Source organism: Myxosarcina sp. GI1, assembly GCF_000756305.1.
GTDB lineage: Bacteria > Cyanobacteriota > Cyanobacteriia > Cyanobacteriales > Xenococcaceae > Myxosarcina.
The window spans coordinates 114,990-139,510 of sequence record NZ_JRFE01000017.1 but is presented as its reverse complement, the minus strand read 5'-3'; the positions used below and the strand labels follow the sequence as shown (position 1 = coordinate 139,510).

Sequence of the window (24,521 nt, the reverse complement as noted above, 5' to 3'; positions counted from 1 at the left end):
TGTTAACGAAGTAGATTACTTTAAGGTTAAATAATCAGGATATAAAACTATGACCCCTTCTTTGACTAATTTTCTTTTAAGTTTAGTGCTAGGCGGCATAATTGTTGTCGTTCCAGCAATTATCGCTCTAATATTTCTCAGTCAAAGCGACAAAGTTACTCGTTCTTAGTCGTTTGACAGGCTAAGAGTCAGAGAAACCCAGTCGTGTTTCGGTTGGGCTTTCTTTGACTTTGTCAAATTACCATAATTAATACTCGTTCTTAAGGCAGCACTCCAATGTACTTTATGTTTGAAGGTATTGTCTAAGTTCGAGCTATAGCGGGGTGGATAAAGCTCGTTGATTGTAGCAAACTGTTCTAAGAACTAAACTTATTTAAAAATTCAGTTCATAGCGAAAGCAGACATTGTTATAAAACGACAGTGTATTTTAAACCACCCCTTATACTATAAATAGATAGAGTAAATAATATTGAAAACATAAATTGCGTGGTGCGATAAATTTATCTCATAAATATCGAAGATGCTTGTTGGGTAGTCGGCGCAAAATAAAATTATGTCCGTCAACACTAACGAGACAAACTTTTGGTGACAGTGCAATCAAAAGTTACGATAGATGGAGCGATCGCCAAAACAAATAAGGAGATTATTTTTATGGTTAATTTTGGGCTAAATTCAGCCAGTATTTTAGGCATTTTTCTGGCGGTAGCAGGAGCATCACTATATTTCATGCGTTCTGTGCGCCCAGAACTATCGCGAGACCACGATATATTTTTTGCTGCCGTAGGTTTGCTGTGCGGCTTTATTTTGTTGTTTCAAGGTTGGCGACTAGATCCGATCTTACAATTTGGGCAATTTTTGCTAACTGGCACGACAGTCTTTTTTGCTGTAGAAAGCATTCGTTTGCGAGGTGTGGCTACAGAACAAGCCAGACGTAATACTCCTACAGTCGATCGCGACCGTCCCGTTAGTCGTTCTAGAGTTTATACAGAAGCAGAATTAGATAAATTTGATGTGGATGAGGATAGAGGAACTCCTAATTATAATAGTCCTAGATTGAGGGGTTACGAAGAACCATATTCACGTTCGGCTCGCAGACCCTCCGATACTAGAAGTAGCGAACCCGCGTACGATAATTACTCTTATTCGGATTCGGGAGTAGAACCAAGTAGCCGTAGTCGCAGTAGCCGTAGCCGCAATAGCCGCCCCGATGCGACCGAACCTCCTAATACTCGCTCTCGCCGTCGTCAAACCGCGCAACCCCGCAATCGTGATGTTTACGCCGAGCAGCCAAATCCAGCAAGAGATGTAGCTTCTTATTCCTCGCCTCGTCCGCGCACTCGTCCAGCTAGTAACGGAGGTTATACAGATCCTCCCTCAACCGTTAGACGCAGAGCTAATCCAGCCAATTTGGGTAGAAATTACGAACCCGAAGCAGATAGAGGCTACGATGCAGATTTGAGCAGAGACTACGAACCTGGTTCGGATAGATATGATGCGGATTTAGGTAGAGATTACGAACCCGATTTAGATAGAAGCTACGAACCCGATCTAGGTAGAGATTACGAACCCGATTTAGACAGAGGCTACGATGCTAATTTAGGTAGCGACTATGAGGATAATTACGACGATGAGGAGATTGCTACCGATTATGTCGATTATCAACCACTAGAAGATTCTCAAGCTGATTATTCAAATGATTCGAGCGATCGCCCGATAATTTCGACCGATGAACGGCAACCGCGACGAGACGAGCGCTCGGAACGAAACAATCTCAATTTCGATTATTAAATAATGCTCCAAGCTATAAATTAAGTCCAAATTAATTTTTCACGTCTTGTAGCAGGTAAAAATCGATATCTAAATTAGCTAATTAAATTAAACTGGTTGGGTATTGAATGTACTACTTAGAGGTTGCAAATGACCAAAGACGATTGTTGGGGTTAAAGTGGCTCGGCTCGATCGCTCTGGTATTTTTAGCAGCTTGTAATTCTCCTAGCAGTCAGCCAGTTTCTCGCTCTCTTAATAGCCGCTATCATGAAGAACAACCCGATATAAGCGGTGACGGACGCACCCTGGTTTTTATCTCCAATCGTAATGGTAACAACCAAATCTATGTCTACGATCTGCAACAGCGTCATTTTTTAGACTTACCAGGCTTAAACCGTACGGGAGAAATAGCTCAAACTCCTAGTATTAGCCGTACTGGTCGCTATATAGTTTATATTTCCAGTATCGAAGGCAGACCCAATATTGTTCTGTACGATCGCGCAGTTAAGCGATCGCAAAATATGACCGAAAGATATCGTAGTTGGGTACGCAATCCTCGCATTAGTCCCAACGGACGTTATATAGTATTTGAAACGGCTCGTCGCGGTCAGTGGGATATTGAAGTCCTCGATCGCGGAACTAATATAGAATTAGATATTGCTAATGGTAGCCGAGTAACTAATATTTGATAATTAAGCTCTTTTTACTGTTTAAAGGAGCGATTACGCTATAGTGAATCATTCAAAACTACTATTGCTAACCATCACATTTGGTCTCTTAGGCGGTTGTGGCGGATATCCGCGACTGCTCAACTTTCCCTTCGATACGGGAGGCAGAAGCTTAAACAGTCCTGCTTTGGAAGTATATCCGCAAATTTCGTCTCAGTTTATTGTTTTTGTCTCCGATCGTAACGGTTCGCAAGATATTTATCTGTATGATGCACAAGAACGGCGTTTGCTCGACTTGCCGACTTTAAATTCTTTCGATGAAGTGGCTGCCAATCCTTCCATTACAGAAGATGGACGCTACATCGCTTTTACTCTATCTCGTCAGGGGCGATCGGATATCTACATTTACGATCGCACTACCATAGTTAAACGTAACTTAACTACTAACTTACAGGCACAAGTTCGCAACCCCGTTATTAGTGCCGATGGTTCTAAAGTTGCCTTTGAAATTGCCGCTAACGGACAGTGGGATATTGCCGTTTACAATCGTTCTGGACAACCAATTAATTTACCGTAAAAGCGATCGCGCTTAGATTTGTTCTGTAGTTGCGCTATTTATACTTTCTTTCAAATTTTAACAATCTATTTTTAAAATCACAGCAACCAAAAATCAGTAATGTCAGTATGTGATTGTCAATTAATTTGTTTGATTGGAAGTCTATGAAATATTTAATTTTGATAAATTGTTTTGGTGCTGTAGCTTGGTTTCACTCATTAATGTCATCGGATTTCTCACTACAAGGAATAATAACAGGATTTATTGTTTATGCTGTTTGTCTTGTAGTAGCAGCGATTGTAGAATTGGCTGAAAATCCTTTAAATACTCTAAGAAAGTTTTTTGAAATGCTTGGTTTTGCTGCTGCTGGAATTAGTATTATTTTTGGTTTTGTAGACGGTCAATATATAAACAGCATTGAAATTCATCCTTCAATTCCTGTATTCGGCATAATAATAGGTATAGTAGCTACTTTTTTATCTAGAACGGAGAGCGAAATTTCATATTAAAATATAATATAGCAATTGTCAGTTGAGTAAAATACCAGGCTGCCTGACACAAATTCCTCAAAACCTTACATCGTATAAAATTTGTTTTTTACGCTAAAAAGGCATTTCAAAATCAAGCGATCGCTTGAAAGCATTAATTTAATATACTGACAAAATTCAATTACTACGAAGAATATGAGTTTTACCTGTAAAAAGCGACGAATAATCTTACCAAAACGGGTTTTGGGCAAGGTATCGCTAAAGCAAATTTTTTCAGGACGGGCGATCGCTTTAAAATATACATTGTTTTAGTACTATAGTAAAAATAGTCAATTTATACAAAAATAACTTGTAGAAAATGATTTTTAGCGATGTAGTTGAAGCCATAAAACAACTATCCACAGAAGAAAAGCAAGAAATTCAATTGCTTATAGCTAGATATCTTTGTGAAGAACGCCGTGAGGAAATCTATCGAAATTTTCAGCTAGCTAGAAAAGAACAGCAAGATAAACTGCAATTTTCATCAGATATTAACGAACTAAAACGAATTCTTAAAGACGAATGATAAAAGTCAGTTTTAGTTCTTCTTTTAAAAGAACGTTTAAGAAAAAAATTAGGAAAAAACTAGATTTAGAAATAAAATTTTGGCAGAAAATAGAACGATTTACAATCGACCCTTACGATCCAAGTTTAAAAACACATAAGTTATCGGGAAAACTTCAAGAATTATGGAGTTTTAGCGTTGACTACGATTTAAGGGTTCTATTTTACTTCACAAATGAAGGTAATGCCGTGTTTGTAGATATTGGTAGTCATGATGAAGTCTACTAAATAGCTATTATTATATTGGGATGAGCGTTACACTCATCCCCAATCAACAGCAGTTAACCCTGACGTAGCTTATCTAACACGCTGAGGTCTTCCATTGTCGAAATATCCCCTACTAATTCTTCACCTGAGGCTAAGTTGCGTAAAAAACGACGAATAATCTTACCAGAACGGGTTTTGGGCAGGGCATCGGTAAAGCGAATCTCCCCAGGGCGAGCGATCGCACCAATTTCTTTACCTACGTGCTGTTTGAGTTCGGCTTTGAGTTCGTCGCTAGCGGTGTGAGTGCCTTCTAGAATCACGAAAGCATAAACTTCTTCCCCTTTTACTTCATCGGGACGCGAGACTACTGCCGCTTCAGCTACAGCAGGATGGGATACTAGTGCCGATTCTACTTCCATCGTGCCTAAACGATGACCCGAAACGTTCATCACGTCGTCAACGCGACCCATAACCCAAAAGTAACCATCTTCATCTTTTCTCGCGCCATCGCCAGCAAAATACAGATAGTTGCCGTCTTTTGGTGGTATATGTTCCCAATAGGTACGACGAAAGCGATCGTCATCTTTATATACCGTTCGCATCATACTAGGCCAGGGATGTTTGACTACTAAATAACCGCCTTGATTTTCACCTACGGAGTTGCCTTCCAAATCTACGACATCGGCAATAATGCCAGGAAACGGAAAAGTAGCAGAACCAGGTTTAGTGGGTATTGCTCCAGGCAAAGGAGTTAGCATAAAGCCTCCCGTTTCGGTTTGCCACCAGGTATCGACAATGGGACAGCGATCGCCACCGATTACCTGACGATACCAGATCCAGGCTTTGGGGTTGATCGGCTCGCCAACCGTACCTAAAATGCGTAACGAAGACAAATCGCGGTTGTTGGGATGTTCGTCACCCATTTTAATAAAGGCACGGATTGCAGTTGGAGCGGTATAAAAAATAGTTACGTCATATTTTTCTACTACATCCCAAAAACACCCAGGATTGGAAGCACGAGGCGCACCTTCATACATTACGCTTGTCGCACCGTTAGAAAGAGGTCCATAGACGATATAGCTGTGACCCGTAATCCAGCCAACATCGGCAGTACACCAGTAGACATCGGTTTCTTTCAGATCGAATGTCCATTTAGTAGTTATGTGGGTATAGAGGTTGTATCCGCCTGTAGTGTGGACTACACCCTTGGGTTTGCCTGTTGTACCGCTAGTGTAGAGAATAAATAGTAAATCTTCGCTGTCCATCGGTTCGGCAGCACAATCGGCAGAAGCGTCAGGCTGTAGTTCGTGCCACCAATGGTCGCGGTCTGCCTGCATATTTATATCCTGTTTGGTACGCTGGACTACCAAGACATTAGCGACGCTAGGAACGCTGTTATCTGCTAAAGCTTCATCAACTGCATTTTTAAGCGGTACAATTTTATCTTTGCGGAAACCGCCATCGGCAGTAATTACTAATTTGGCTTCGGCATCTTGCAGACGGGCTTTTAAGGCTTCGCTACTAAAACCGCCAAATACGACGCTATGAGGCGCACCAATTCTGGCACAGGCTAACATAGCGATCGCTGCTTCGGGAATCATCGGCATATAAATCCCCACGCGATCGCCTTTTTTAACTCCTAGATCTTTAATAACGTTTGCCATCTGACAGACTTCGCGATGCAGTTGGGCATAAGTAAGAGTCCGCGAGTCTCCTGGTTCTCCTTCCCAAATTAATGCTGCTTTGTTTTTGCGCCAGGTAGTTAGATGTCTATCCAAACAGTTGTAAGAAATATTTATTTTGCCGTTGATAAACCATTTAGCAAAAGGCGGTTGCCAATCTAAGACTTTATCCCACTTTTGAAACCAATGCAGTTCGTTTGTGGCTAGTTCTGCCCAAAATGCTTGGGGATCTTGCGCTGCTTTATCATATAGTTGCTGATATTCTTCCATGCTTTTAATGCGAGCATGTTCTGAAAATTCAGCAGGAGGATTGAAGAGGCGTTTTTCCTGTAATACGGATTCTATAGTGTCTGACATAGTTGCTCTTAAATTACCGTTAAAGCTAATCTTGCCATACTATAGTCGTTCTAATTAATTTCCTTACGGTTCAAATTATCGTTTCGAGGTAATGGGTAATGGGTAATAGGGAATAGAAAGAAAAAAAGAGTACATATGGAATAGGATAAAAAAGCTTTTAGACTTTAGCAACTAGAGTTGATTGCTATCTGCTATCTGTCTGTTATCTGCCAATTATCTTTAAGTTAATAGCTACTGCGAAGCGGTTAAATCGCTTAGGCTAGAGGTAATAATTGTAACGGGATTTAAAGGCGTAAAGCGAGTGAGATTTTTAATGGGTGTAGAGCGAGAAATTTGCAGTTGCAATAGACGATAGTGCCACTTATTATTATTCAGCCAATTTACCGCTTGATGGCAATGTTCTAAAGTTGCCAGAGCGATAACCAAAACACCATCATGTTTAATTTTCTTACTACAAAGCTCTAAAATATCGAGCAAATTACCGCCACTACCACCAATAAAAATGCGATTTGGATCGGGTAATTTTAGTAATGATTCTGGAGCTTTCCCGCTAACAGGATTGACATTATTTACTTTAAATCTCTGACAATTTTTGATAATTAAAGTTACTCCCATGCTGGTTTTTTCTACCGCAAAAATCTGTGAATCAGGGCATAAGCGAGCAATTTCGATCGATACCGAACCTGTACCAGCACCAATATCCCAAACTATTTGTTGGGGCTGTAACGCAAGTTCGCCTAAAATTGCTGTTCTGATTTCTTTCTTAGTAATTAAACTGGGGCGATCGCTAAAGCTTAAAAAAACGCGATCGCTCAAACCTAACATTGGTAAGCGGTCTAAGTTTACTTCACATACTTTTATTTCTCTCAGTAAAATTACTACATTTAAAGAAGCAAAATCTTGTTGTAGCTCGGCAAGTTTACTAACTTTATTTGCAGCAAAGAAAGTAATGTTTTCGCTACTGCCTCCTAAATTTTCGCAAATATGAAAGGAATAACTTACGGGTAAATTTAAACTTAAAAAAAGACGGGCGATCGCGCTAGGATTGTTACTGCTATCGGTTAAAATAGCAATTTTTTCTTTACCCTGTTTTAAAAATTTGATTAATTTCTTGGTATTGCGTCCGTGAACGCTAATAAAAACTGCATCATGCCAGGTAATTTTGAGACGATTAAAAGCTAATTGAATCGAACTAAGATGAGGATGAAAATTAATTTTTTCGGCGGGTATTTTTTCTAATAACAAACGTCCCAAACCAAAAAAAAGTGGATCGCCACTTACTAAAACTACAATCTGTTCGCCTACCTCTAAAAGTTGCAAAATAGATGCAATAGCCGCCTGGAAATCGTCTATAAAAAGTTTTTTAGCAGGAAAACTTTCTACATAACTTAAATGACGGTAACTTCCTGCCAAAACAGTAGCATTATTAATAATCTCTACTGCTGGTTTAGTCAATCCAGCTACACCATCTAGACCAATACCAACTACTTCAATTTGTGCCATCTATTCTGAAGCAGAATTAGATACAAACTTATAACCTACATAAAGTAATAAGCCAATAAAAGCTATACTAATCAAACTACTAACAATATGTAAAAAAGTATTGAGTAAAGAAAAACTCAACCATACAGCACCGACAGCAACAGCAATTTTACCAACTTGTGGTAGGCGATCGAACCAGTTTTTAGCCGAATTCAACCAGTTTTTATAGGTGTCACTTACTGAAATTTCTGTCGATTCGTTAGGAACTTGAGAAGTTGTATCGCGATTTACTTCTGCTTCTAATTTCTCTAGTTCGCGTTGCCAATCTCGATCGCCTGGGGAACTCATTGCTTTTACCTGTAAATGTTTTGCTCGTTTCTTATAGGTTAGCAGTTTCCCAGATATAAAAGTGCAATCGCCCGTAGCAATCTAGGTAATTCAACATATAGAAAAAGCTCTTTATTAATGTTAATAATAAATACAAATCAACCAGTAGTGACAGACAGTTAAATGTTGGCAGCAATTCTCTTCGATCTAGATGGTACTTTAGCTAATACCGATCCCATTCATTTTGCCGTCTGGCAAGATATTTTAACGCGTTACGAACTAGAGATAGATCGCCCCTTTTATCGACAGCGAATCTCAGGACGTACCAATGCAGAAATTCTTAAAGATATTTTACCGCAACTATCTCTAGAAGAAGCATGGCATTTAGCTATTGAAAAAGAAGAGAATTACCGCAAGTTAGCAGGTACTTTACAACCAATGCCTGGTTTGTTGAGAGTATTGCAGTTGACCGATACCGTACCTTTGAAAAAAGCTGTGGTAACTAATGCACCACAAGAAAACGCCGAACATATGCTGCGAATTTTACAGCTTACTAATGTTTTTCCCGTAGTAATTATGGCGCAAGATGCTCCTCCAGGAAAACCTCATCCCGCACCATACAATTTAGCGTTAGAGCGTTTGGGAGTAACTAAAGAACAGGCAATTGTGTTTGAAGATTCTCCTGCTGGCATTCGTTCTGCCGTCAGCGCGGGTATTTATACTATTGGTGTTGCCTCGACTCATCCACCCGAAGATTTAATTAAATTGGGTGCGGATATGGCAATAGATGATTTTAATGACGAACAATTGTGGCAGTTGTTAGATAAAAAAATATTTTATTAAAGCTTGAGTACGATTTAAACTGTATTAAACAAGCGATCGCTGCAAAAGTTTTTGTATGACAACTATACTTTACCTACTTTTAGGATTAATGGCTGGAGCTTTAAGCGGATTAATCGGTATTGGTGGTGGCGTAATTATCGTTCCTTCTTTAATTTTTTGGTTTGGGTTTTCTCAAAAAGAAGCTCAAGGGACGACTTTAGGTTTATTAGTGCCACCGATCGGCATTTTAGCGGCGTGGGCGTATTATCAACAAGGATACGTAAACTTAAAAGTAGCAGCTTTAATTTGTGCTGGGTTTGTCTTGGGTAGTTTTTTTGGAGCCAAATTTGCAGTGGGAATACCTAACGCTGTATTGGAAAAAGTTTTTGGTGTAGCGTTATTGTTGATTGCTTTAAAAATGATTTTTAGTTCTGGTAGTAGCAGTTAATTTATGAATGAGAATCGATATTAAGTGCGATCGCAATTTTTAAAAACCAATCTAAAATCTAACCTTGTCAAGCTTTACGTTCTCAATGGACTGGCTTTTGCTTGGTTTCCTATTCCTACTATCGTTCTGTTCTATCAGAGTCACGGACTAAATATCGAACAAACTCTGCTGCTAAAAACTATACTCTCGATATCTATTTTGGTTCTAGAAGTACCATCGGGATATATTGCCGATATTTTTGGTCGTAAAGCCTGTTTGGTAGCTGGTAGCGGAGTTTGGATTGTTGGCTGGCTGATTTATGGGTTTTGTAACTCGTTTTACTGGTTTGCCCTGGCGGAAGTTTTAGCAGGTGTAGCGGGAAGCTTAATTAGTGGTGCGGATACGGCGATCGCCTATGACTCATTAGTAGAGTTAAAGCGAGAAAACTTTTACCCTGCTTTTGCAGGAAGATTGGTAGCCGTAGCAGGAGTTAGCGAGGCTGTATCTGGAATTATCGGTGCGGCGATCGCCGAGACTAATTTAGCCTATCCTTTTTTCTTGCAGACTGCTTGTTTGATTATCTACTTTTTCTTAGCGATAACTTTGGTCGAACCAGAACGTCACGACTCTATCGACGAACCAAAGATAGCTTTAAAGCAAATTATTTTAGAAACTTTAGAGCGTCCCCCTTTAAGATGGTTGATTTTGTTAAGTGCGACTTTTTCTACCGCCAGCTTTTTAATGGTTTGGCTGTCTCAAGCCTATTTAGAACAAATAAATTTACCCGTTAGAGCTTTTGGCATAGTTTGGGCAGTGTTTCATCTATTGATGAGTTTAGCTTCTGTGTTTGCGGATAGAGTAGAGAGGGTTTTAGGAATTAAGAGAGCTTTATTAGGGTTGGTTTTGCTGCTAGCTAGTTCCTACTTGTTGTTAGCAACTGCATACACTTATTGGGGAATATTATTTATCGTTGTGGTTTATATGGTGAGAGGTATGGTTTCGCCGTTAATCCTCAACGTAATCAATCGGCAAACAGTTTCTTCGGTAAGAGCAACGGTGCTTTCTCTAAATAGCTTTGCCTTTCGTTTGAGTTTTGCCATTGTTAGCACTACTCTTAGTGCCATTGCGTCAAATTCACTAGCTGTAGAAATGGCGATCGCTGGAGGTTGGATTTTAATTGCTGGTAGCTGGTGTTGGTGGCGACTGGTAAAACTTCAGCTACTAGAGTAGCTGAAGCCGCTATTCATAGGCTTTAGGTTCAAGCCTCGTCCTGAATCTATTCTTCTTCTACAACTTGACGAATGCGACGTTCGAGGCGGTCTAAGTCCAAACCACCTTGGTCGCGGCTAATACGACGAACTGTTTCATTTACCTGAGTTAGATCGCTAAGTAGATCCTGCAAGATTTCTTGCTGCTGACGAGCCTGAGTAACTTCCTGTGGTTCTTGTACCAGATCTCTTAGTATTGTCGCTTCCGATCTCGATGCTACCAAAGGATCGGTTTCGCCTTCTAGATGTACGAAGGTGCGTTTGCCAGGTCCTCTTTCTGCTTCTATAGGTACCAAGGCGGTGACGCGATCGGAGCGTACGTACTTACCAAAACCTAGTGGTACGATTACCGATGACTGTATTTTCATGAAAGATAAAAAATTGAAGCTTTTTGTTTGATTATTTATATTATAAAATCAGCTCTATTCTTTATGTGATAGGGGTTTTACTACATTTATATGTGGGGATTTTTGCTTGGACAAAACCGTAACTTGGGCTAAGAAAGAATATCAATCGCAATCGCTACTAAAAAATTATAATATTTGGGATAAAAACTGCTTGCTTCTTTCTTCTTTGGGATTATTAAAAAACTCTTCTGGAGTTGCAATTTCTACAATAGTTCCATCATCCATAAAGACCAGACGATCGGCTACTTCTTTAGCAAAACCTACTTCATGAGTTACACAGACCATTGTCATTCCCGACTCTGCCAAACTTCTCATCGTATCCAACACTTCCCTAACCATTTCGGGATCTAGGGCTGAAGTTGGTTCGTCAAATAACATAATTTTAGGCTGCATCGCCAAAGCACGAGCGATCGCCACACGCTGTTGTTGTCCTCCCGATAGTTGCCCTGGAAATTTGTGCGCCTGTTCGAGAATACCCACTTTTTCGAGTAGCTGCATGGCAATTTCATCGGCTTGTTTTTTAGATCGCCTGCGTACCCACACTGGCGCGAGAGTAACGTTTTTTAGCACTGTTAGATGGGGAAACAGATTAAACTGTTGAAACACCATTCCTACTTCGCGGCGAATGGCTTCGATGTTTTTTAAATCGCGAGAAAGTTCGATGCCATCAATTTCGATACTGCCTTTCTGATATGGTTCGAGAGCGTTAAAAGTACGAATAAAAGTAGATTTTCCCGAACCAGAAGGTCCCATAATTACAACTACTTCTTGTTTTTTAACGTTTAGGGTAACTCCTTTGAGGGCATGAAAATTATTGTCATACCACTTTTCTACATCTTTAGCGATAATTATTGATTCTGAAGGATCTGGCTGTTGTAGATTGGTATGGCTCTGAGATTGAATCATCGATATCAAGAAGCGATCGCAGTTTTCTCTATCTTACCTAGCGATCGACAAAATAAATACTGCTATTTTTTTACTAAGTTTTGACAAGCCGTTACTAAATCTTGATGCACTTCGGTTGAGGTAGCAATTATCAATCCAGGCAAGCTCAGATTTTGGCAAGCAGAAAGCCGAGGCAGTTCGCTGCCATTAAAAGTACTGACGATACAGCCTGCTTCTCTGGCTAAAAACGCTAACGCGCCGCCGTCGATAAATTTACCCCTGCGTAAAATCGCACCAGCTACTTTATTGCTAGTAAAAATTCCGTTGGTGTTAGGAATGGGTTTGGTGGCAGAGTAATCTTTTTGAACGTCAATAATCCCATACTTATCGGTCAAACTAGCTTTTAAATGACCCATTTCCCACCCCAACAAGATATTTGGTTCGGGATTGGCTATTTTTAAAGGACTACAGGCTTCTAAATCTTTATCTAAAGTACCCCAGTATGCACCCTCACCTCGTAAAGCATAGTAGTAAGTTTTAATTGCAGGAGAAATAGCAATTACTGCTTCAAAGTCGTCTGCATTTACAATTGCCAGAATAATTTGATAGTTATCGTGTCCGTCTAGATAAAATTTGGTACCGTCTATCGGATCGAGAGTAATTAGATAGTCGTCTGGTTCCCCTAAGTCTATGGCGCGAAAATATTTTGTATTGCGTGATTGTTCGTGTTCTTCACCATGAAAGCGAATATTGGGAAATGTACCTAACAGGGCAACTTCAACAAAAGTTTGAATCGAAAGATCGGCATCAGTTAACGCTGTAGCAAAAAAATTATCACCACCATCTTTAGCTGGCAGTACGGCAATTTTATTTTGAATATAGTCTGCATAGCCAGCAGCTACTCGCAGATGAGGTAGTAAGGTACAGAGAATTTCGCGGGGTTTTGACTGAGAAGACATTATAGATTTTTAGGCGATGATGTACGAGATGAGCCAATTTTAACTAGTTTCGCAGGTAGTGTAGATCGTATTAGGGTAAAAAGGTAAAAAACGATCGCAACAATGAATAATATCCAATATACTCTCGCTCAGTTAAACCAAATGGAGCGAGAAGAATTTACCACAGCATTAGGGGAAATTTGGGAAGAAACCCCAGAAATTGCGCGAAAAACTTGGGTGAGCAAACCTTTTGCAAGTTTTGAGGCATTATATCAATCTATGGTTGCAATAGTGAAAGAAATGAGCGAAGTCGAACAGTTAGCTTTAATTAAAGCTCATCCAGATCTTGGTAGTAAAACCAAAATGGCAGAGGCTTCAGTACAGGAGCAGGCAGGAGTAGGTTTAGATCGTCTGACCTCAGAAGAATACGAGCGTTTTCAGTCTCTCAATCAGGCTTATAAAAATAAGTTTGGTTTTCCGTTTATTATCGCCGTCAGAAACCAGACCAAAGATAGTATTTTGGAGGCTTTTGCCAGTCGTCTGGAAAACTCATTAGAACGAGAAAAACAACAGGCTATAACAGAAATTAGTAAAATCGCTAGACTGCGCTTAGAGTCAATTCTCGCGTGATTTTGCTCGAATTGCGGCTTAAAATAAAACTTTAAACAGAGCGCGAATTTGTGAATTTTTCTCAAAAAAGGGGAATGCTAAAAAATAGATCGAGCCTACGCCGATTAACATTTTTACAGACCAAATCAAGAGGTTAGAATTTTTCTGGATCTAAGCTCAATTTTTAATTTGGCAGAAATATTATGAGTAACTTTTTAAACGAGCTTTTATCCTCTAAGTCCTATATACCTCATGGTCATTGTTATCTATGGCAAACTCCACTGGTTGCGCTGCATTTAGTTAGCGACTTACTAATTGCGATCGCCTATTTTTCAATTCCCATTATGCTGCTTTACTTTGTTTTTAAGCGCAGTGATGTTCCGTTTCAAAGCTTTTTTGTAATGTTTGGGGCGTTTATCGTACTTTGTGGCACGGGACACTTATTAGAAATTTGGACTTTGTGGCATCCTGCCTACTGGTTATCGGGGGTAGAACAAGCTCTGACTGCCTTTGTCTCTTGCTATACGGCAGTGGAAATGGCTACTTTAGTACCGCGTTTTCTATCCCTCAAGACACCCGAACAGCTAGAAATCGTCAATCGGGAACTGCAAAAAGAAATTGTCGAACGACAAAAAGCAGAAACCGAACTCCGACGGATTAATGAAGATCTTGAAGTAAGAGTTCAACAGCGTACTAGTGAGGTACAACAGGCGGCAGAACAAAAACAAGCAATTACCAGAATTGTCCTGCGGATGAGACAAACTCTGGATTTACAGCAAATTTTCTTCGATACTACTGAAGAACTAAGACAGACTATTGATTGCGATCGCGTATTAATCTATCAATTTAACTCCGATTGGAGCGGTCAACTAGTTGCCGAGTCAGTTGCTAAAAAATGGTCTAAACTAACTTCTCAATTAGATGAAAAGCCGCTAACGCGAGTGGCGATCGAGCAAGATGACTGCGCCATAAAAATTATTAAAGACACCTACCTGCAAGAATCTGAAGGCAGCATTTTTACTCAGAAAGATAGCTATCGTGCCGTTAGCGATATCCACCAAGCTAACTTCAATAAATGTTATCTAGAATTATTGGAGCAAATAGAAGCAAAAGCTTACTTGGTCGTGCCGATTTTTTGTGGCGATCGCTTGTGGGGATTGCTATTTGCCTACGAACTATCCGCTCCTCGTCAGTGGCAACAGGGAAGCGTTCAGATTATGATTCAGGTTGGTACCCAGTTGGGTGTAGCCGTACAGCAAGCAGAACTATTGGCACATACCCAAAAGCAAGCGCGAGAATTGAGAGTGGCAAAAAATGAAGCAGAAAGAGCCAACCGTACCAAAAGTGAATTCTTAGCCAATATGAGCCACGAATTGCGAACTCCTCTCAATGCCATTCTCGGTTACGCTCAACTGATTCAAAGGTCTGACGAACTTTCCGAAAAACATCAAAAGTATATTGATATTATTGACTGTAATGGCGAGCACTTGTTGAGTCTAATTAACGATGTTTTGGAAATGTCAAAAATTGAGGCGGGATACAGTGCTGTTAATGAAACCAGTTTCGATCTCTATAGTTTGCTCGTAGAACTTGAAGATCTGCTCAAGCTGAGAGCGCAACTCAAACAACTTCAATTATCTTTTGAACGCTGTCAAGATGTACCTCAATACATCAAAACCGATCGCAATAAACTACGTCAGATACTAATTAACATTCTGGGCAATGCAGTTAAGTTTACCGAAAGAGGTTCGATTGAGTTAAAGGTTTGGCTGCAAGGAGAAATGCTTTACTTTAGCGTTGAAGATACAGGTCCTGGCATCGCCGCAGAAGCAATAGATAATATTTTTACTGCTTTCACTCAAGCCGAAGCAGGATGGCAATCGAGCGAAGGATCGGGACTGGGACTATCTATCAGTCGCGTGTTTGTCGAGTTGATGGGAGGCGAAATTACAGTTAAAAGCAAGCTCGGACAGGGAACTACCTTTACTTTTACTACTCCCTATATTTCTACAGCACCAGTCCCGTCAGAAAAATCTCCATCATTTTATGGTATGCCAATCGCTTTAGCTGCTGATAGTTCGGACTTTCGTATTTTAGTTGCCGAAGACAAACCTACCAATCGCGAACTTATGATCAAAATACTTGGTTCGGTGGGATTTCAAGTTCGAGCAGTTGCTAATGGTCGAGAAGCGATCGCTCTCTGGGAAAGTTGGGAACCCCATTTAATTTGGATGGATATGCAAATGCCCGTAATGAATGGGTACGAAGCCAGCAAACATATTAAATCTTTTTTGAAAGGTCAGGCAACTGTAGTTATAGCCCTTACCGCCAGCGTGTTTGAAGAAGAACGACAGAAAATTCTGGCATTTGGCTGTGATGATTTTGTCCGCAAACCCGTTCGCCAACGGGAGCTGTTTGCCAAAATGGCACAATATCTGGGAGTGAAATATATCTACAAAGAAGACGAGCGATCGAACTCTAATAGGGAAAGAGTAGAGCAAATTGATAATGTCAAACTTAACGCTCAAAGTCTTGAATTTATGTCTATAGAATGGATTGAGGAAGTTTGTCGGCAAGCTTCTGGAGGCGACGATTTACGATTGCTAGAACTAGTCGAACAAATTCCTTCAGAAAGAAAAAAGATCAAAATAGCTCTAACCAAACTCATTGAAAACTTTGATTTTGAAGAAATTATCAACCTGACCAGTTAACGGTAAGTTTTGAATAATTTATCTAGGTTCGAGCGATATATCTAAACTTTTAGAACGTCAGGCGACAAATAGCAATCAATATAAATAAATAATATGACCGATAATAATTTAAATATTCCAGAAGTCGATCTCGATAAGGCAAGCGAAGCATCTTTACCTAAAGATATTTTAATCGTAGATGACACTCTGGAAAATTTGCGGTTGCTTTCTGATATGCTTACCGAAAGAGGCTATACGGTTCGCAAAGCAACTAGTGGCAAGATGACTTTAAAAGTTGTGGAGACTCTGCCACCAGACTTAATTTTGCTAGATATTATGATGCCCGACCTGAATGGGTATGAAGTTTGTAAAATACTCAAGGAAAATTCGGAAACTGCTGCGATTCCAATTATTTTTTTAAGTGCTTTGGATGACGTATTGGACAAAGTTAAAGCTTTTAGTGTTGGAGGAGTAGATTATATAACCAAACCCTTTCAAATTGAAGAGGTATTAGTCAGAGTAAACAATCAATTGTCTTTAAAAGCGGCGCAACAGAAAATTCACCAATTAAATAGCCAGCTTGAAGAAAGGGTAAACGAACGCACACAACAGTTATTGCTTGCTAACGAACGTCTGCGTGAAATGTCTGTATATGATGGTTTGACTGGACTGGTAAATCGTTCTGAGTTTATGGAGAGGCTAGAAAAATCACTATACAGAGCCAAAATAAATGCGTCCTACCAGTTTTCCGTGTTGTTTCTCGACTGCGATCGCTTTAAAATCGTCAACGATTCTCTCGGTCATTTAGTTGGAGACGAACTACTAAAACAAATTGCCGATCGGTTACGAAGCATTGTTCGTAAAAAAGACATTTTATCTCGTTTGGGTGGAGATGAATTTGCCTTGCTGTTATTGAAAATTCCCAATCTCGATATTGCGATCGAAATAGCAGAACGAATTATTACTGTTTTAAAACAGCCTTTTGAGTGCAATGGTTATGAAATTTTTATCAATGTTAGTATTGGCATTGTCTTAAGTAGTCCCGACTACGAAAAACCAGAACATATTTTAAGAGATGCCGATACGGCTATGTATCGAGCCAAAGACATCGGAACTGGACAATATCAAGTTTTTACGCCGACGATGTATAAAGCCGCTCATAAATTGTTAGAGATCGAAACAGATTTACATCGAGCGCTCCAACAAAACGAGTTTATAGTTTACTATCAACCAATTATCAATCTCGCTACGGGTAAAATTGTTGGCTTTGAAGCTTTGGTTCGCTGGCTGCATTTGCAACATGGGATAGTTCCACCCGACTCGTTTCTTCCCATTGCCGAAGAAACTGGTCTGATTTGCTCGATTGGTAGCTTAGTTATGCAGCAAGCCTGTTCTCAGCTAGCACAATGGAAACAACAAGGATTTGATAAGTTAAAAGTATACATTAATCTAGCAGCACAACAATTAAATCAAGCTAATCTAGTTGAAGAAATCTCTTGTATTCTTCTAGAAACTCAACTTCATTCGGAATCAGTTAAGTTAGAGATTACCGAAAGTTCGATGATTCAAAATTTACAATCGACTAAAGCGATCGTTCGGCAACTACGCGAACGCGGATTACAATTTAGTATTGACGATTTTGGCACTGGTTATTCTTCCTTAAGTCAACTACAAACCTTTCCCGTAAATACTCTTAAAATAGATCGCTCTTTTATTCAAAATCTCGATGGAACCAAGGAAAATTCAGGTTTGGTTGCGGTAATTCTCAGCATAGCGCAGGTTATGAATTTAGATGTGGTGGCTGAAGGCGTTGAAACTCCAGAACAGTTAGCCAAACTTCGAGAGCTTGGTTGTCATTTCGGACAGGGATATTTATTTTCCAAGCCTTTGAATGTTGAAGATGCTAGTAAACTAATAGCTCAAAATCCTCAATGGTAAAAAGGCAGAGGGCAGAAGAATTTAAACTATTTAACGCATATAATCTTTAATATAAATAACTGTTAGCTTGTATCGCTATAAATAAGTAATTCAGACAATGTCTGTTATTAACAACAGTGAAGTTGCTCGGTTAATCAAAACTGATTACCAATTATCAGATATACAAAATCTAATTTCGTTTTTACAGGAGCGAGATACTTTTGCCTTTCCTACGCTAGATAACGGTCTATTCCCTGCCGCAGTTGTTTCTAACTCTACTGAATACACGGGATATGCTGCCGTATGGGTACGCGATAATGTTTATGTTGCTTATTGTCATTACCTTTCAGGAAAAACCAATATTGCTGTTAACAATGTGCGCTGTTTGATGCAATACATAAAAAAACATCGCTTTCGTTGGTTAAATATTATTGACGGCAAAGTAGATCTTGCTGAGGTAATGCAGCGTCCTCACGTACGATTTAATGGTAAAGATTTAAGCGAAATCGAGCAGGATTGGCAACAGGCACAGAATGATGCTTGGGGCTATTTTTTGTGGTTTTACTGTAAGTTAATTAACGACAAAGCCATAGAGCCTACGCCAGAAGATTTAGCAATCTTGGCACTGTTTCCAGAATATTTTAAAGCCATTGCCTACTGGCAAGATGAAGATAGCGGTCATTGGGAAGAAGATCGTAAAATTTCGGCTTCTAGTATTGGCGTGGTAATAGCAAGTTTGCAGTCTTTTAGACAGTTACTTATTTATTATACTGAGAGCGCGCGCGATCGCTACCAAATACCAATTGCGATCGAACTTTTAGATAGCTTAATCCAAAAAGGCTCGAAGGCTCTAGCAAAAATACTGCCTGCCGAATGTATTCAGCCCGAACATCCAAGACGTTACGATGCTGCTTTGCTATTTTTAATTTATCCCCTGGAAATTTTAGATAGTAATACGAGCGATCGCATCATTGCCGACGTAACTGAAAATCTACAAGGAAAATATGGTATTTCTAGATACTTGCATGATTCTTTTTGGTGTCGCGACTACCAACAGATTCCCGAAAATATACGTACTAGCATATCTACCGAACGAGAACAGTGGCTACAAGAACGGGGACGCTCTTTAAAATTGGGGGAAGAAGCGCAATGGTGTATCTTCGATCCGATTCTTTCAGCTATATATGGAGTTAGATTTCATCATACTCATCAGTCGGAGTTCTTGACCAAACAAATTTATTATTTAAATCGTTCGTTAGGACAGCTAACTGCTACAGATTCAAAATTTGGTGGGTTTAAATGTCCCGAACTATATTACTTAAAGCAAGATAAATACGTTCCTAACGATGCCACACCACTTTTATGGACGCAGGCAAATTTGCTAATGGCATTAAAGATAATGGAACAAAGCTTGAGTAAATAGCGCGATTCTAGTTCTTTGTGTACAAACACTAAAATATTTAGCTGGTTTTGGGAACTCTAGATAGAGTCGGGAACGAACTGGAGGTTGCCTCTAGTTCGCAAGCCTGACCGTTGGTACAAAAACTGTAGGTGTATTTTGAAACGATTATTTACTTTAGCTGTTGTTTACTTGGTTCTCATTGCCGTTCCCGTTAGTGCCAAAGACTTGTTAGAAACTCAATTAGAAAAATCTTTAGCTGTAGCTGTAGTTCGTAAGAGCATAATCTCAAGAGGACTGGCTAACTGCAAAGCCAGAAACCACCGCCAAACAATTCACTTACTAAAAACCTTTTTAAATCACTTTAAGGTTAGTGCCACTCCTTTAGAAAAAAGAGGCTATCACTGTCTGGCTTTAGCCTACCAAAGTGTTGGCGAGTCTGCTGCTGCCACAGAAACTATCGAGCGCACGTTAACGTTGTTTGAAAATTCTCCAATCGAACAAGCTGATTTTGAGTACACTGCGGGTATTATTGCTTATCGACAAGATCGAAAAGTATTAGCTGTCAAACATTGGCAAAAAGCCCGTCAACTGTATTTAGAAAATAATGCTGCCAAACAGTGGTTAAAAACTACTTTTGATTTGGCGTTCGGCTATCAAAAACTCGGTCAGATCGATCGGCAGCAGCAGCTATTATTAGATATAAAAAGTTACAAAAATAAATTTGCAAATATACAGCAGTTTTTATTTGAATGAGGTAACCCTTAGATTAGTTAGGCAGCAAACACCAGGGGAGCGGCGATTCTCGTTTGGTTTGAATTTGTACTTAACTAATATGAAAATTGTTGCAAATAAACATATAGTTAATATTTTTTGAATAGCAGTATAGCTGATTTAAACTTTGTCATCAGTAAATTCAAATGAATCTTATTCGCATCAAGCGCGAACTTATACCATTTATTAAAACTGGTTATACAGTTGCTCGATTGTTTTAATATTAAGAATAAAGACGTTGCTGAATCAAAAGCTAACGGCTAATAGCTACAAACAAATCAATTTTCAATTCCATAATTAAGATCGGCAACTCTAAAATAAATTGACGAGCTTCTTTTTATAATGTTTGATTCAAATGACTTGACTCAAATTATTGTTTTTGGCGATAGCCTATCTGATTCTGGTAATTCATTTGCCCTTACGCTAGGCGCAATTCCACCCCCACCTTATTATTTAGGTCGTTTTTCTAATGGTTTGGTGGCAGTTGAATACTTAGCTGAAGATTTAGAACTTACCTTAGACCCTTACTACGATGATGGAGCAGGTAATAACTTTGCAGTAGGTGGTGCTAGAACTGGAACGGGTAACTCTATTAATGACGATATCGCACCTTTGTTGCCCGATGTAACTTTACCAGGATTGGCAGATCAAATTGATGCCTTTACCAGCAGTAATTCTGATAATGTAGACCCTGATGCCCTGTATTTAGTCTGGGCAGGAGCTAATGACTTCTTGGATTATCTTGGCGGTAGCGTTGCCTCAGATCCAGCAGAGTTAGTCGAGCGAGGAATTACTAATATCGTTGACAGCGTTAGCAAGCTGGCAGATTTAGGCGCACAAAATCTAATTGTATCTAACCTACCATCTTTAGGTAGACTGCCCTCTAATTTTGAGTTTCAAGGTGAGGCAACTGCTATTACCAAAGCTTTCAATGGCGGTTTATCCTTAGCGTTAGACAATTTTGAAGCTGCCTCTAGTAACGCTGAAATTATAGAAGTAGATTTATTTACCGAACTTGAAGCCATAGCAGCTAATCCAGAACAGTTTGGCTTTAGTAATGTAACCGATCCTTTATTATTTTCGGGGCAACTACCAACAGAGCCTAACACCGAAACTGGTTTTTTCTTTTGGGACGCTTTTCATCCAACTACTGAAGCACACGCTCTATTAGCAGACGTTATCGCTCAAACTATTAGTGGAGAAATACCCCAACCGACTTTTAACGAAATAAGCGGTACGGCAGAGAGAGACTTTTTGTTGGGAACTCAGGAACAAGACAATATAGATGGTTTAGATGGTAGCGATTTAATCTTTGGCTGGAATAGCAGCGATCGCCTTGAAGGTGGGGCGGGTGACGATTGGCTATTGGGAAATAAAGGTAACGATCTCCTTGATGGTGGTGAAAATAGCGACTTTGTCTGGGGTGGTTCTGGTGAAGATTTGCTGTTTGGTAGCAATGGCAATGACATGCTTTTAGGTGCCGCAGGTAAAGATATTATCATTGGCGGAAGCGATCGCGATTATCTCTGGGGTGGTTCTAACGGGGACTATCTTCTAGGTGGCGATAGTAAAGACAAAATTTGGGGAAATCTGGGCAACGATACCCTTAACGGTGGTGACGGCAACGATCTGCTTAGAGGTGGTCGAGGAAAGGATTTAATTGATGGAGGTGCTGGCAACGATACTCTATATGGTAATGCTGGTGCCGATATATTTGAATTAACTCCTGGCTTTGGCACCGATTATATTTCCGATTTTGAAGCCGACAGCGATTCGCTGATGCTTTCTGGCGAACTAAATTTTGGCGATTTGTCTTTCGCTGAGGACAAAATTTTTGTCGCCGCTACCGATGAAACCCTAGCTGTTCTTACAGGATTTGATACGACTACTTTAACTGAGAGTGACTTTAATGTCGTTTGATTTTACAAAGTAGCTACATTGCCACACAGTTTGTTTGCAGGTATTGCTTCCATCATTTTTTTAGGATCGGGAAGATCTAGATTATTCATCAATCGAATAAAGCTAGCTCGCTCTCTACCTGCAAAGCGAGAATTCCAGCGTTTTTCTTCTCCAATCGTTGAAACTGTATGTCCTCGATAATCATGGGCGGGATAGACTAATGTGCTATCGGGGAGAGTAAATAATCTTTGCGTTACCGAATCGTATAGCGTACCTGCATCGCCGCTTTGAAAATCCGTACGTCCACAACCGCGAATAAATAAAGCATCTCCTGTCAAAATTCTATCACCGTTGATTAAATAAGCCATGTGACTATCTGTATGTCCTGGAGTCGCGATCGCTTCGACAACAATATTACCCAAATTTAAAATCTCTTTATCCTGAATATGACGGTTAGCACAGTCAGCCGCAGCATTGTGGGGAACGATACTCAAACAGCCAGTTAACTCTCTTAGTTTGCCCGAACCCGTTATGTGGTCGGCATGGATATGGGTTTCTAAGCAATAACGCAGGCTTAGATCCAATTCTTTAAGTAGCTTCAAGTCTCGTTCTACCTGCTCTAAAACGGGATCGACCAAAACTGCAACTTTGAGTGTTAAATTGGCGATTAGATAGGTATAGGTACTCGACTCGCTGTCAAATAATTGGCGAAACAGCATGATATTTATCCATCAAAAAATAGAGCTTTGTTTTTGTTTGCTTCAATATTCAAGTTAAACAAATAAATTGAAGAACTTGTGAACAAAAAATATTTTTATTCAAACAGATATATAGTAATACAATAATTCTTTAAAACTTAATAACAAAAAAATAACAGAGATTAATTTACATCAAATCTCTGCTTGCAAAATTTTGTATTTTTTATTGGCTTAATTTAGCTTTCGACTTTGACTTTAGAATAAACGCCATTCTCGTCTTCGCCGTATTTATCCTTTATTTTGTCCCAAGCACTATGCTCGGCTTTCATCTCATCTTTGGTTTCATTCAAGGCTTTTTTATAGTACTCAACAAAATCTTGTTGTGCTTCTGTAGATAAGTGAGTACGAATTTCGGGTGATAAATCTTCAGGACTTTCACAACCTTCGGCACAGGGACGCGGTAAAGTACCTTCGCTAACGTGAACTTCTTCACCACCTGCGCTTTCAATAAGCATTTGATATTCACCAGTTTTGTCAGCAGGAACTTCAGCCATAACTAGAAAATCTCCAGCTTTGAGTCGAGTTTCGTAGACTGCTGCTTTGTCTTCTGACATACCCAACGTAGATAGAGCAGAAGCCAAACCACCACCAGCACTACCCGCTAAGGCACCAGTTGCTGCTCCCAACAATACCGAACCAATAGGTCCCGCCGCTACTACCGAACCAACGAAGGGAATAAATAGTACTCCTACACCAGTTAACAGACTAAGTAGCGATCCAAACAACGAACCAAATATGGCTCCAGTACGCAAACCACCCAAAATTACGTCTTTTTTAGAGATGAATCCAGCAATACGGGTTTGAGACTCAAAATTTCTACCCATTACCGAGATGTGGTTTTTATCCACACCTCGGTCGATTAAGCGTCGAACGACATTGTCTATCTGCTTTTCTTCTTTGAGAACTGCAGTAATAGTGCGTTCTGCTTTATATTCTGTTTCTGCCATTTTCTGTCAAATTGATTACTTTTTTTATTTTAAGCTTTAACGGCAGGTTTGGTTTCGGAACCAGGACGTTCGCCACTAGGATCTAATTCTTGTCCCTCTAGGAAAGAACGCAGCATCCAAGCCATTTCCTCGTGTTGCTCCATCATTCCTGTTAAGAAGTCGGCAGTTCCTTCATCGTGGTATTTTTCGCCACACTGGTCAATGTGATCTCTTAAATTGCGAATAATTTGTTCGTGGTCTACTACCAAACGTTCCACCATTTTGTTGGCATTGGGCAAATCGTTAGGATGTTCGCGAATCGTACCTAGCTTAAGAAATCCCTCGGCAGTACCTACAGGATAGCCACCTAGAGCGCGAATTCTTTCTGCTGTTTCGTCAATATTGATCGTAATGGCTTCATACTGTTCTTCCCAAAGCTCGTGAAGGGTACGAAACTGAGGTCCGATCACATCCCAATGATATTTTTTGGTTTTAATAATTAATAAATATTGGTCGGCAAGATCGCTGTTTAGCAAATCTATTACGCCATGTAATTGTTCTTCGGTCAGTCCAATGTTAACTTTAGGCATAGTGATGTGGATTATATTTGATTATTGCTTACACTAACTATTAGAACAATTTTGACTGTATAAATACATCTGTTA

Annotated in this window: 25 protein-coding genes; 16 read left to right on the top strand and 9 right to left on the bottom strand. The window is 39.8% G+C overall.

What is annotated here, in order from left to right; genetic code table 11:
* Positions 1–49: 49 nt before the first annotated feature.
* The 7 genes from psbX to KV40_RS13460 all read left to right on the top strand — a co-directional run bounded on the left by psbX (position 50) and on the right by KV40_RS13460 (position 4,310).
* Positions 50–169: a photosystem II reaction center X protein gene (psbX, locus tag KV40_RS13490; RefSeq protein WP_036482254.1), complete on the top strand. Its 120-nt coding sequence runs from the start codon at positions 50–52 to the stop codon at positions 167–169.
* Between the two features lie 482 nt (positions 170–651).
* Complete coding sequence (locus tag KV40_RS34170) at positions 652–1,788, top strand: Ycf66 family protein (protein ID WP_081942850.1); 1,137 nt, start codon at positions 652–654, stop codon at positions 1,786–1,788.
* Between the two features lie 107 nt (positions 1,789–1,895).
* Positions 1,896–2,456 carry a TolB family protein gene (locus KV40_RS13480; protein WP_036482251.1) on the top strand — a complete coding sequence of 187 codons (561 nt, stop codon included), beginning with the start codon at positions 1,896–1,898 and terminating at the stop codon, positions 2,454–2,456.
* A gap of 43 nt (positions 2,457–2,499) precedes the next feature.
* Entirely contained in the window at positions 2,500–3,012 is a 513-nt protein-coding gene (locus KV40_RS13475) for a Tol biopolymer transporter periplasmic protein (RefSeq protein ID WP_216595608.1), read from the top strand.
* A gap of 143 nt (positions 3,013–3,155) precedes the next feature.
* Positions 3,156–3,500, top strand: a complete 345-nt coding sequence (locus KV40_RS13470) for a hypothetical protein (protein ID WP_036482248.1) — start codon at positions 3,156–3,158, stop codon at positions 3,498–3,500.
* A 337-nt stretch (positions 3,501–3,837) separates the two neighbouring features.
* Positions 3,838–4,044: a hypothetical protein gene (locus KV40_RS13465; protein ID WP_036482245.1), complete on the top strand. Its 207-nt coding sequence runs from the start codon at positions 3,838–3,840 to the stop codon at positions 4,042–4,044.
* Positions 4,044–4,310 carry a type II toxin-antitoxin system YafQ family toxin gene (locus KV40_RS13460; RefSeq protein ID WP_036482618.1) on the top strand — a complete coding sequence of 89 codons (267 nt, stop codon included), beginning with the start codon at positions 4,044–4,046 and terminating at the stop codon, positions 4,308–4,310. The genes KV40_RS13465 and KV40_RS13460 overlap by 1 nt, the downstream gene beginning before the upstream one ends.
* Positions 4,311–4,363: 53 nt before the next feature.
* Here KV40_RS13460 and acs read toward each other — a convergent pair whose 3' ends face one another.
* From acs to KV40_RS13445, 3 genes are all read right to left on the bottom strand, one after another.
* Positions 4,364–6,328, bottom strand: coding sequence for an acetate--CoA ligase (gene acs, locus KV40_RS13455; RefSeq protein ID WP_036482242.1), 1,965 nt, complete (start codon positions 6,326–6,328; stop codon positions 4,364–4,366).
* Positions 6,329–6,559: 231 nt separating this feature from the next.
* A complete protein-coding gene (locus tag KV40_RS13450) occupies positions 6,560–7,831 on the bottom strand; it encodes a bifunctional cobalt-precorrin-7 (C(5))-methyltransferase/cobalt-precorrin-6B (C(15))-methyltransferase (protein ID WP_036482239.1) in 1,272 nt (423 codons plus the stop codon).
* Complete coding sequence (locus KV40_RS13445) at positions 7,832–8,158, bottom strand: hypothetical protein (protein WP_036482236.1); 327 nt, start codon at positions 8,156–8,158, stop codon at positions 7,832–7,834.
* Between the two features lie 162 nt (positions 8,159–8,320).
* Between KV40_RS13445 and KV40_RS13440 the strand changes: the two genes are divergently transcribed.
* Genes KV40_RS13440 through KV40_RS13430 form a run of 3 tightly spaced genes read left to right on the top strand, consistent with a single transcriptional unit; the run spans position 8,321 to position 10,616 of the window.
* The gene (locus KV40_RS13440; protein ID WP_036482233.1) at positions 8,321–8,980 is read left to right on the top strand and encodes an HAD family phosphatase; all 660 of its coding nucleotides are present in this window, start codon (positions 8,321–8,323) and stop codon (positions 8,978–8,980) included.
* A gap of 55 nt (positions 8,981–9,035) precedes the next feature.
* A complete protein-coding gene (locus tag KV40_RS13435) occupies positions 9,036–9,407 on the top strand; it encodes a TSUP family transporter (protein WP_036482230.1) in 372 nt (123 codons plus the stop codon).
* Positions 9,408–9,431: 24 nt separating this feature from the next.
* The gene (locus KV40_RS13430; protein ID WP_036482227.1) at positions 9,432–10,616 is read left to right on the top strand and encodes an MFS transporter; all 1,185 of its coding nucleotides are present in this window, start codon (positions 9,432–9,434) and stop codon (positions 10,614–10,616) included.
* A 46-nt stretch (positions 10,617–10,662) separates the two neighbouring features.
* Here the strand turns inward: KV40_RS13430 and KV40_RS13425 are convergent, their stop codons facing one another.
* The 3 genes from KV40_RS13425 to KV40_RS13415 all read right to left on the bottom strand — a co-directional run bounded on the left by KV40_RS13425 (position 10,663) and on the right by KV40_RS13415 (position 12,905).
* Positions 10,663–11,022, bottom strand: a complete 360-nt coding sequence (locus tag KV40_RS13425) for a hypothetical protein (RefSeq protein WP_036482224.1) — start codon at positions 11,020–11,022, stop codon at positions 10,663–10,665.
* 165 nt (positions 11,023–11,187) lie between these two features.
* Positions 11,188–11,967, bottom strand: a complete 780-nt coding sequence (locus KV40_RS13420) for an amino acid ABC transporter ATP-binding protein (protein WP_052055621.1) — start codon at positions 11,965–11,967, stop codon at positions 11,188–11,190.
* Between the two features lie 62 nt (positions 11,968–12,029).
* Entirely contained in the window at positions 12,030–12,905 is an 876-nt protein-coding gene (locus KV40_RS13415; protein ID WP_036482221.1) for an inositol monophosphatase family protein, read from the bottom strand.
* A gap of 102 nt (positions 12,906–13,007) precedes the next feature.
* Between KV40_RS13415 and uraD the strand changes: the two genes are divergently transcribed.
* From uraD to KV40_RS13385, 6 genes are all read left to right on the top strand, one after another.
* Positions 13,008–13,514 carry a 2-oxo-4-hydroxy-4-carboxy-5-ureidoimidazoline decarboxylase gene (uraD, locus tag KV40_RS13410; RefSeq protein WP_253274253.1) on the top strand — a complete coding sequence of 169 codons (507 nt, stop codon included), beginning with the start codon at positions 13,008–13,010 and terminating at the stop codon, positions 13,512–13,514.
* A 182-nt stretch (positions 13,515–13,696) separates the two neighbouring features.
* A complete protein-coding gene (locus KV40_RS13405) occupies positions 13,697–16,204 on the top strand; it encodes a GAF domain-containing hybrid sensor histidine kinase/response regulator (protein ID WP_036482218.1) in 2,508 nt (835 codons plus the stop codon).
* Between the two features lie 93 nt (positions 16,205–16,297).
* A complete protein-coding gene (locus tag KV40_RS13400; RefSeq protein WP_052055620.1) occupies positions 16,298–18,121 on the top strand; it encodes a GGDEF domain-containing response regulator in 1,824 nt (607 codons plus the stop codon).
* 97 nt (positions 18,122–18,218) lie between these two features.
* Positions 18,219–19,523, top strand: a complete 1,305-nt coding sequence (locus KV40_RS13395; RefSeq protein ID WP_036482215.1) for a glycoside hydrolase family 15 protein — start codon at positions 18,219–18,221, stop codon at positions 19,521–19,523.
* 135 nt (positions 19,524–19,658) lie between these two features.
* Complete coding sequence (locus tag KV40_RS13390) at positions 19,659–20,255, top strand: hypothetical protein (RefSeq protein ID WP_156114033.1); 597 nt, start codon at positions 19,659–19,661, stop codon at positions 20,253–20,255.
* 360 nt (positions 20,256–20,615) lie between these two features.
* Positions 20,616–22,193 carry an SGNH/GDSL hydrolase family protein gene (locus KV40_RS13385; protein WP_052055619.1) on the top strand — a complete coding sequence of 526 codons (1,578 nt, stop codon included), beginning with the start codon at positions 20,616–20,618 and terminating at the stop codon, positions 22,191–22,193.
* A 2-nt stretch (positions 22,194–22,195) separates the two neighbouring features.
* On the opposite strand, the gene KV40_RS13380 is transcribed toward KV40_RS13385, so the two are convergent.
* The 3 genes from KV40_RS13380 to KV40_RS13370 all read right to left on the bottom strand — a co-directional run bounded on the left by KV40_RS13380 (position 22,196) and on the right by KV40_RS13370 (position 24,446).
* Complete coding sequence (locus KV40_RS13380; RefSeq protein WP_036482209.1) at positions 22,196–22,891, bottom strand: MBL fold metallo-hydrolase; 696 nt, start codon at positions 22,889–22,891, stop codon at positions 22,196–22,198.
* Positions 22,892–23,106: 215 nt separating this feature from the next.
* Positions 23,107–23,877 (bottom strand): ChaB family protein, encoded by a 771-nt coding sequence (locus KV40_RS13375; protein WP_036482206.1) that lies wholly within the window; start codon positions 23,875–23,877, stop codon positions 23,107–23,109.
* 29 nt (positions 23,878–23,906) lie between these two features.
* Positions 23,907–24,446 (bottom strand): Dps family protein, encoded by a 540-nt coding sequence (locus tag KV40_RS13370; RefSeq protein WP_036482204.1) that lies wholly within the window; start codon positions 24,444–24,446, stop codon positions 23,907–23,909.
* Between the last annotated feature and the right edge of the window lie 75 nt (positions 24,447–24,521).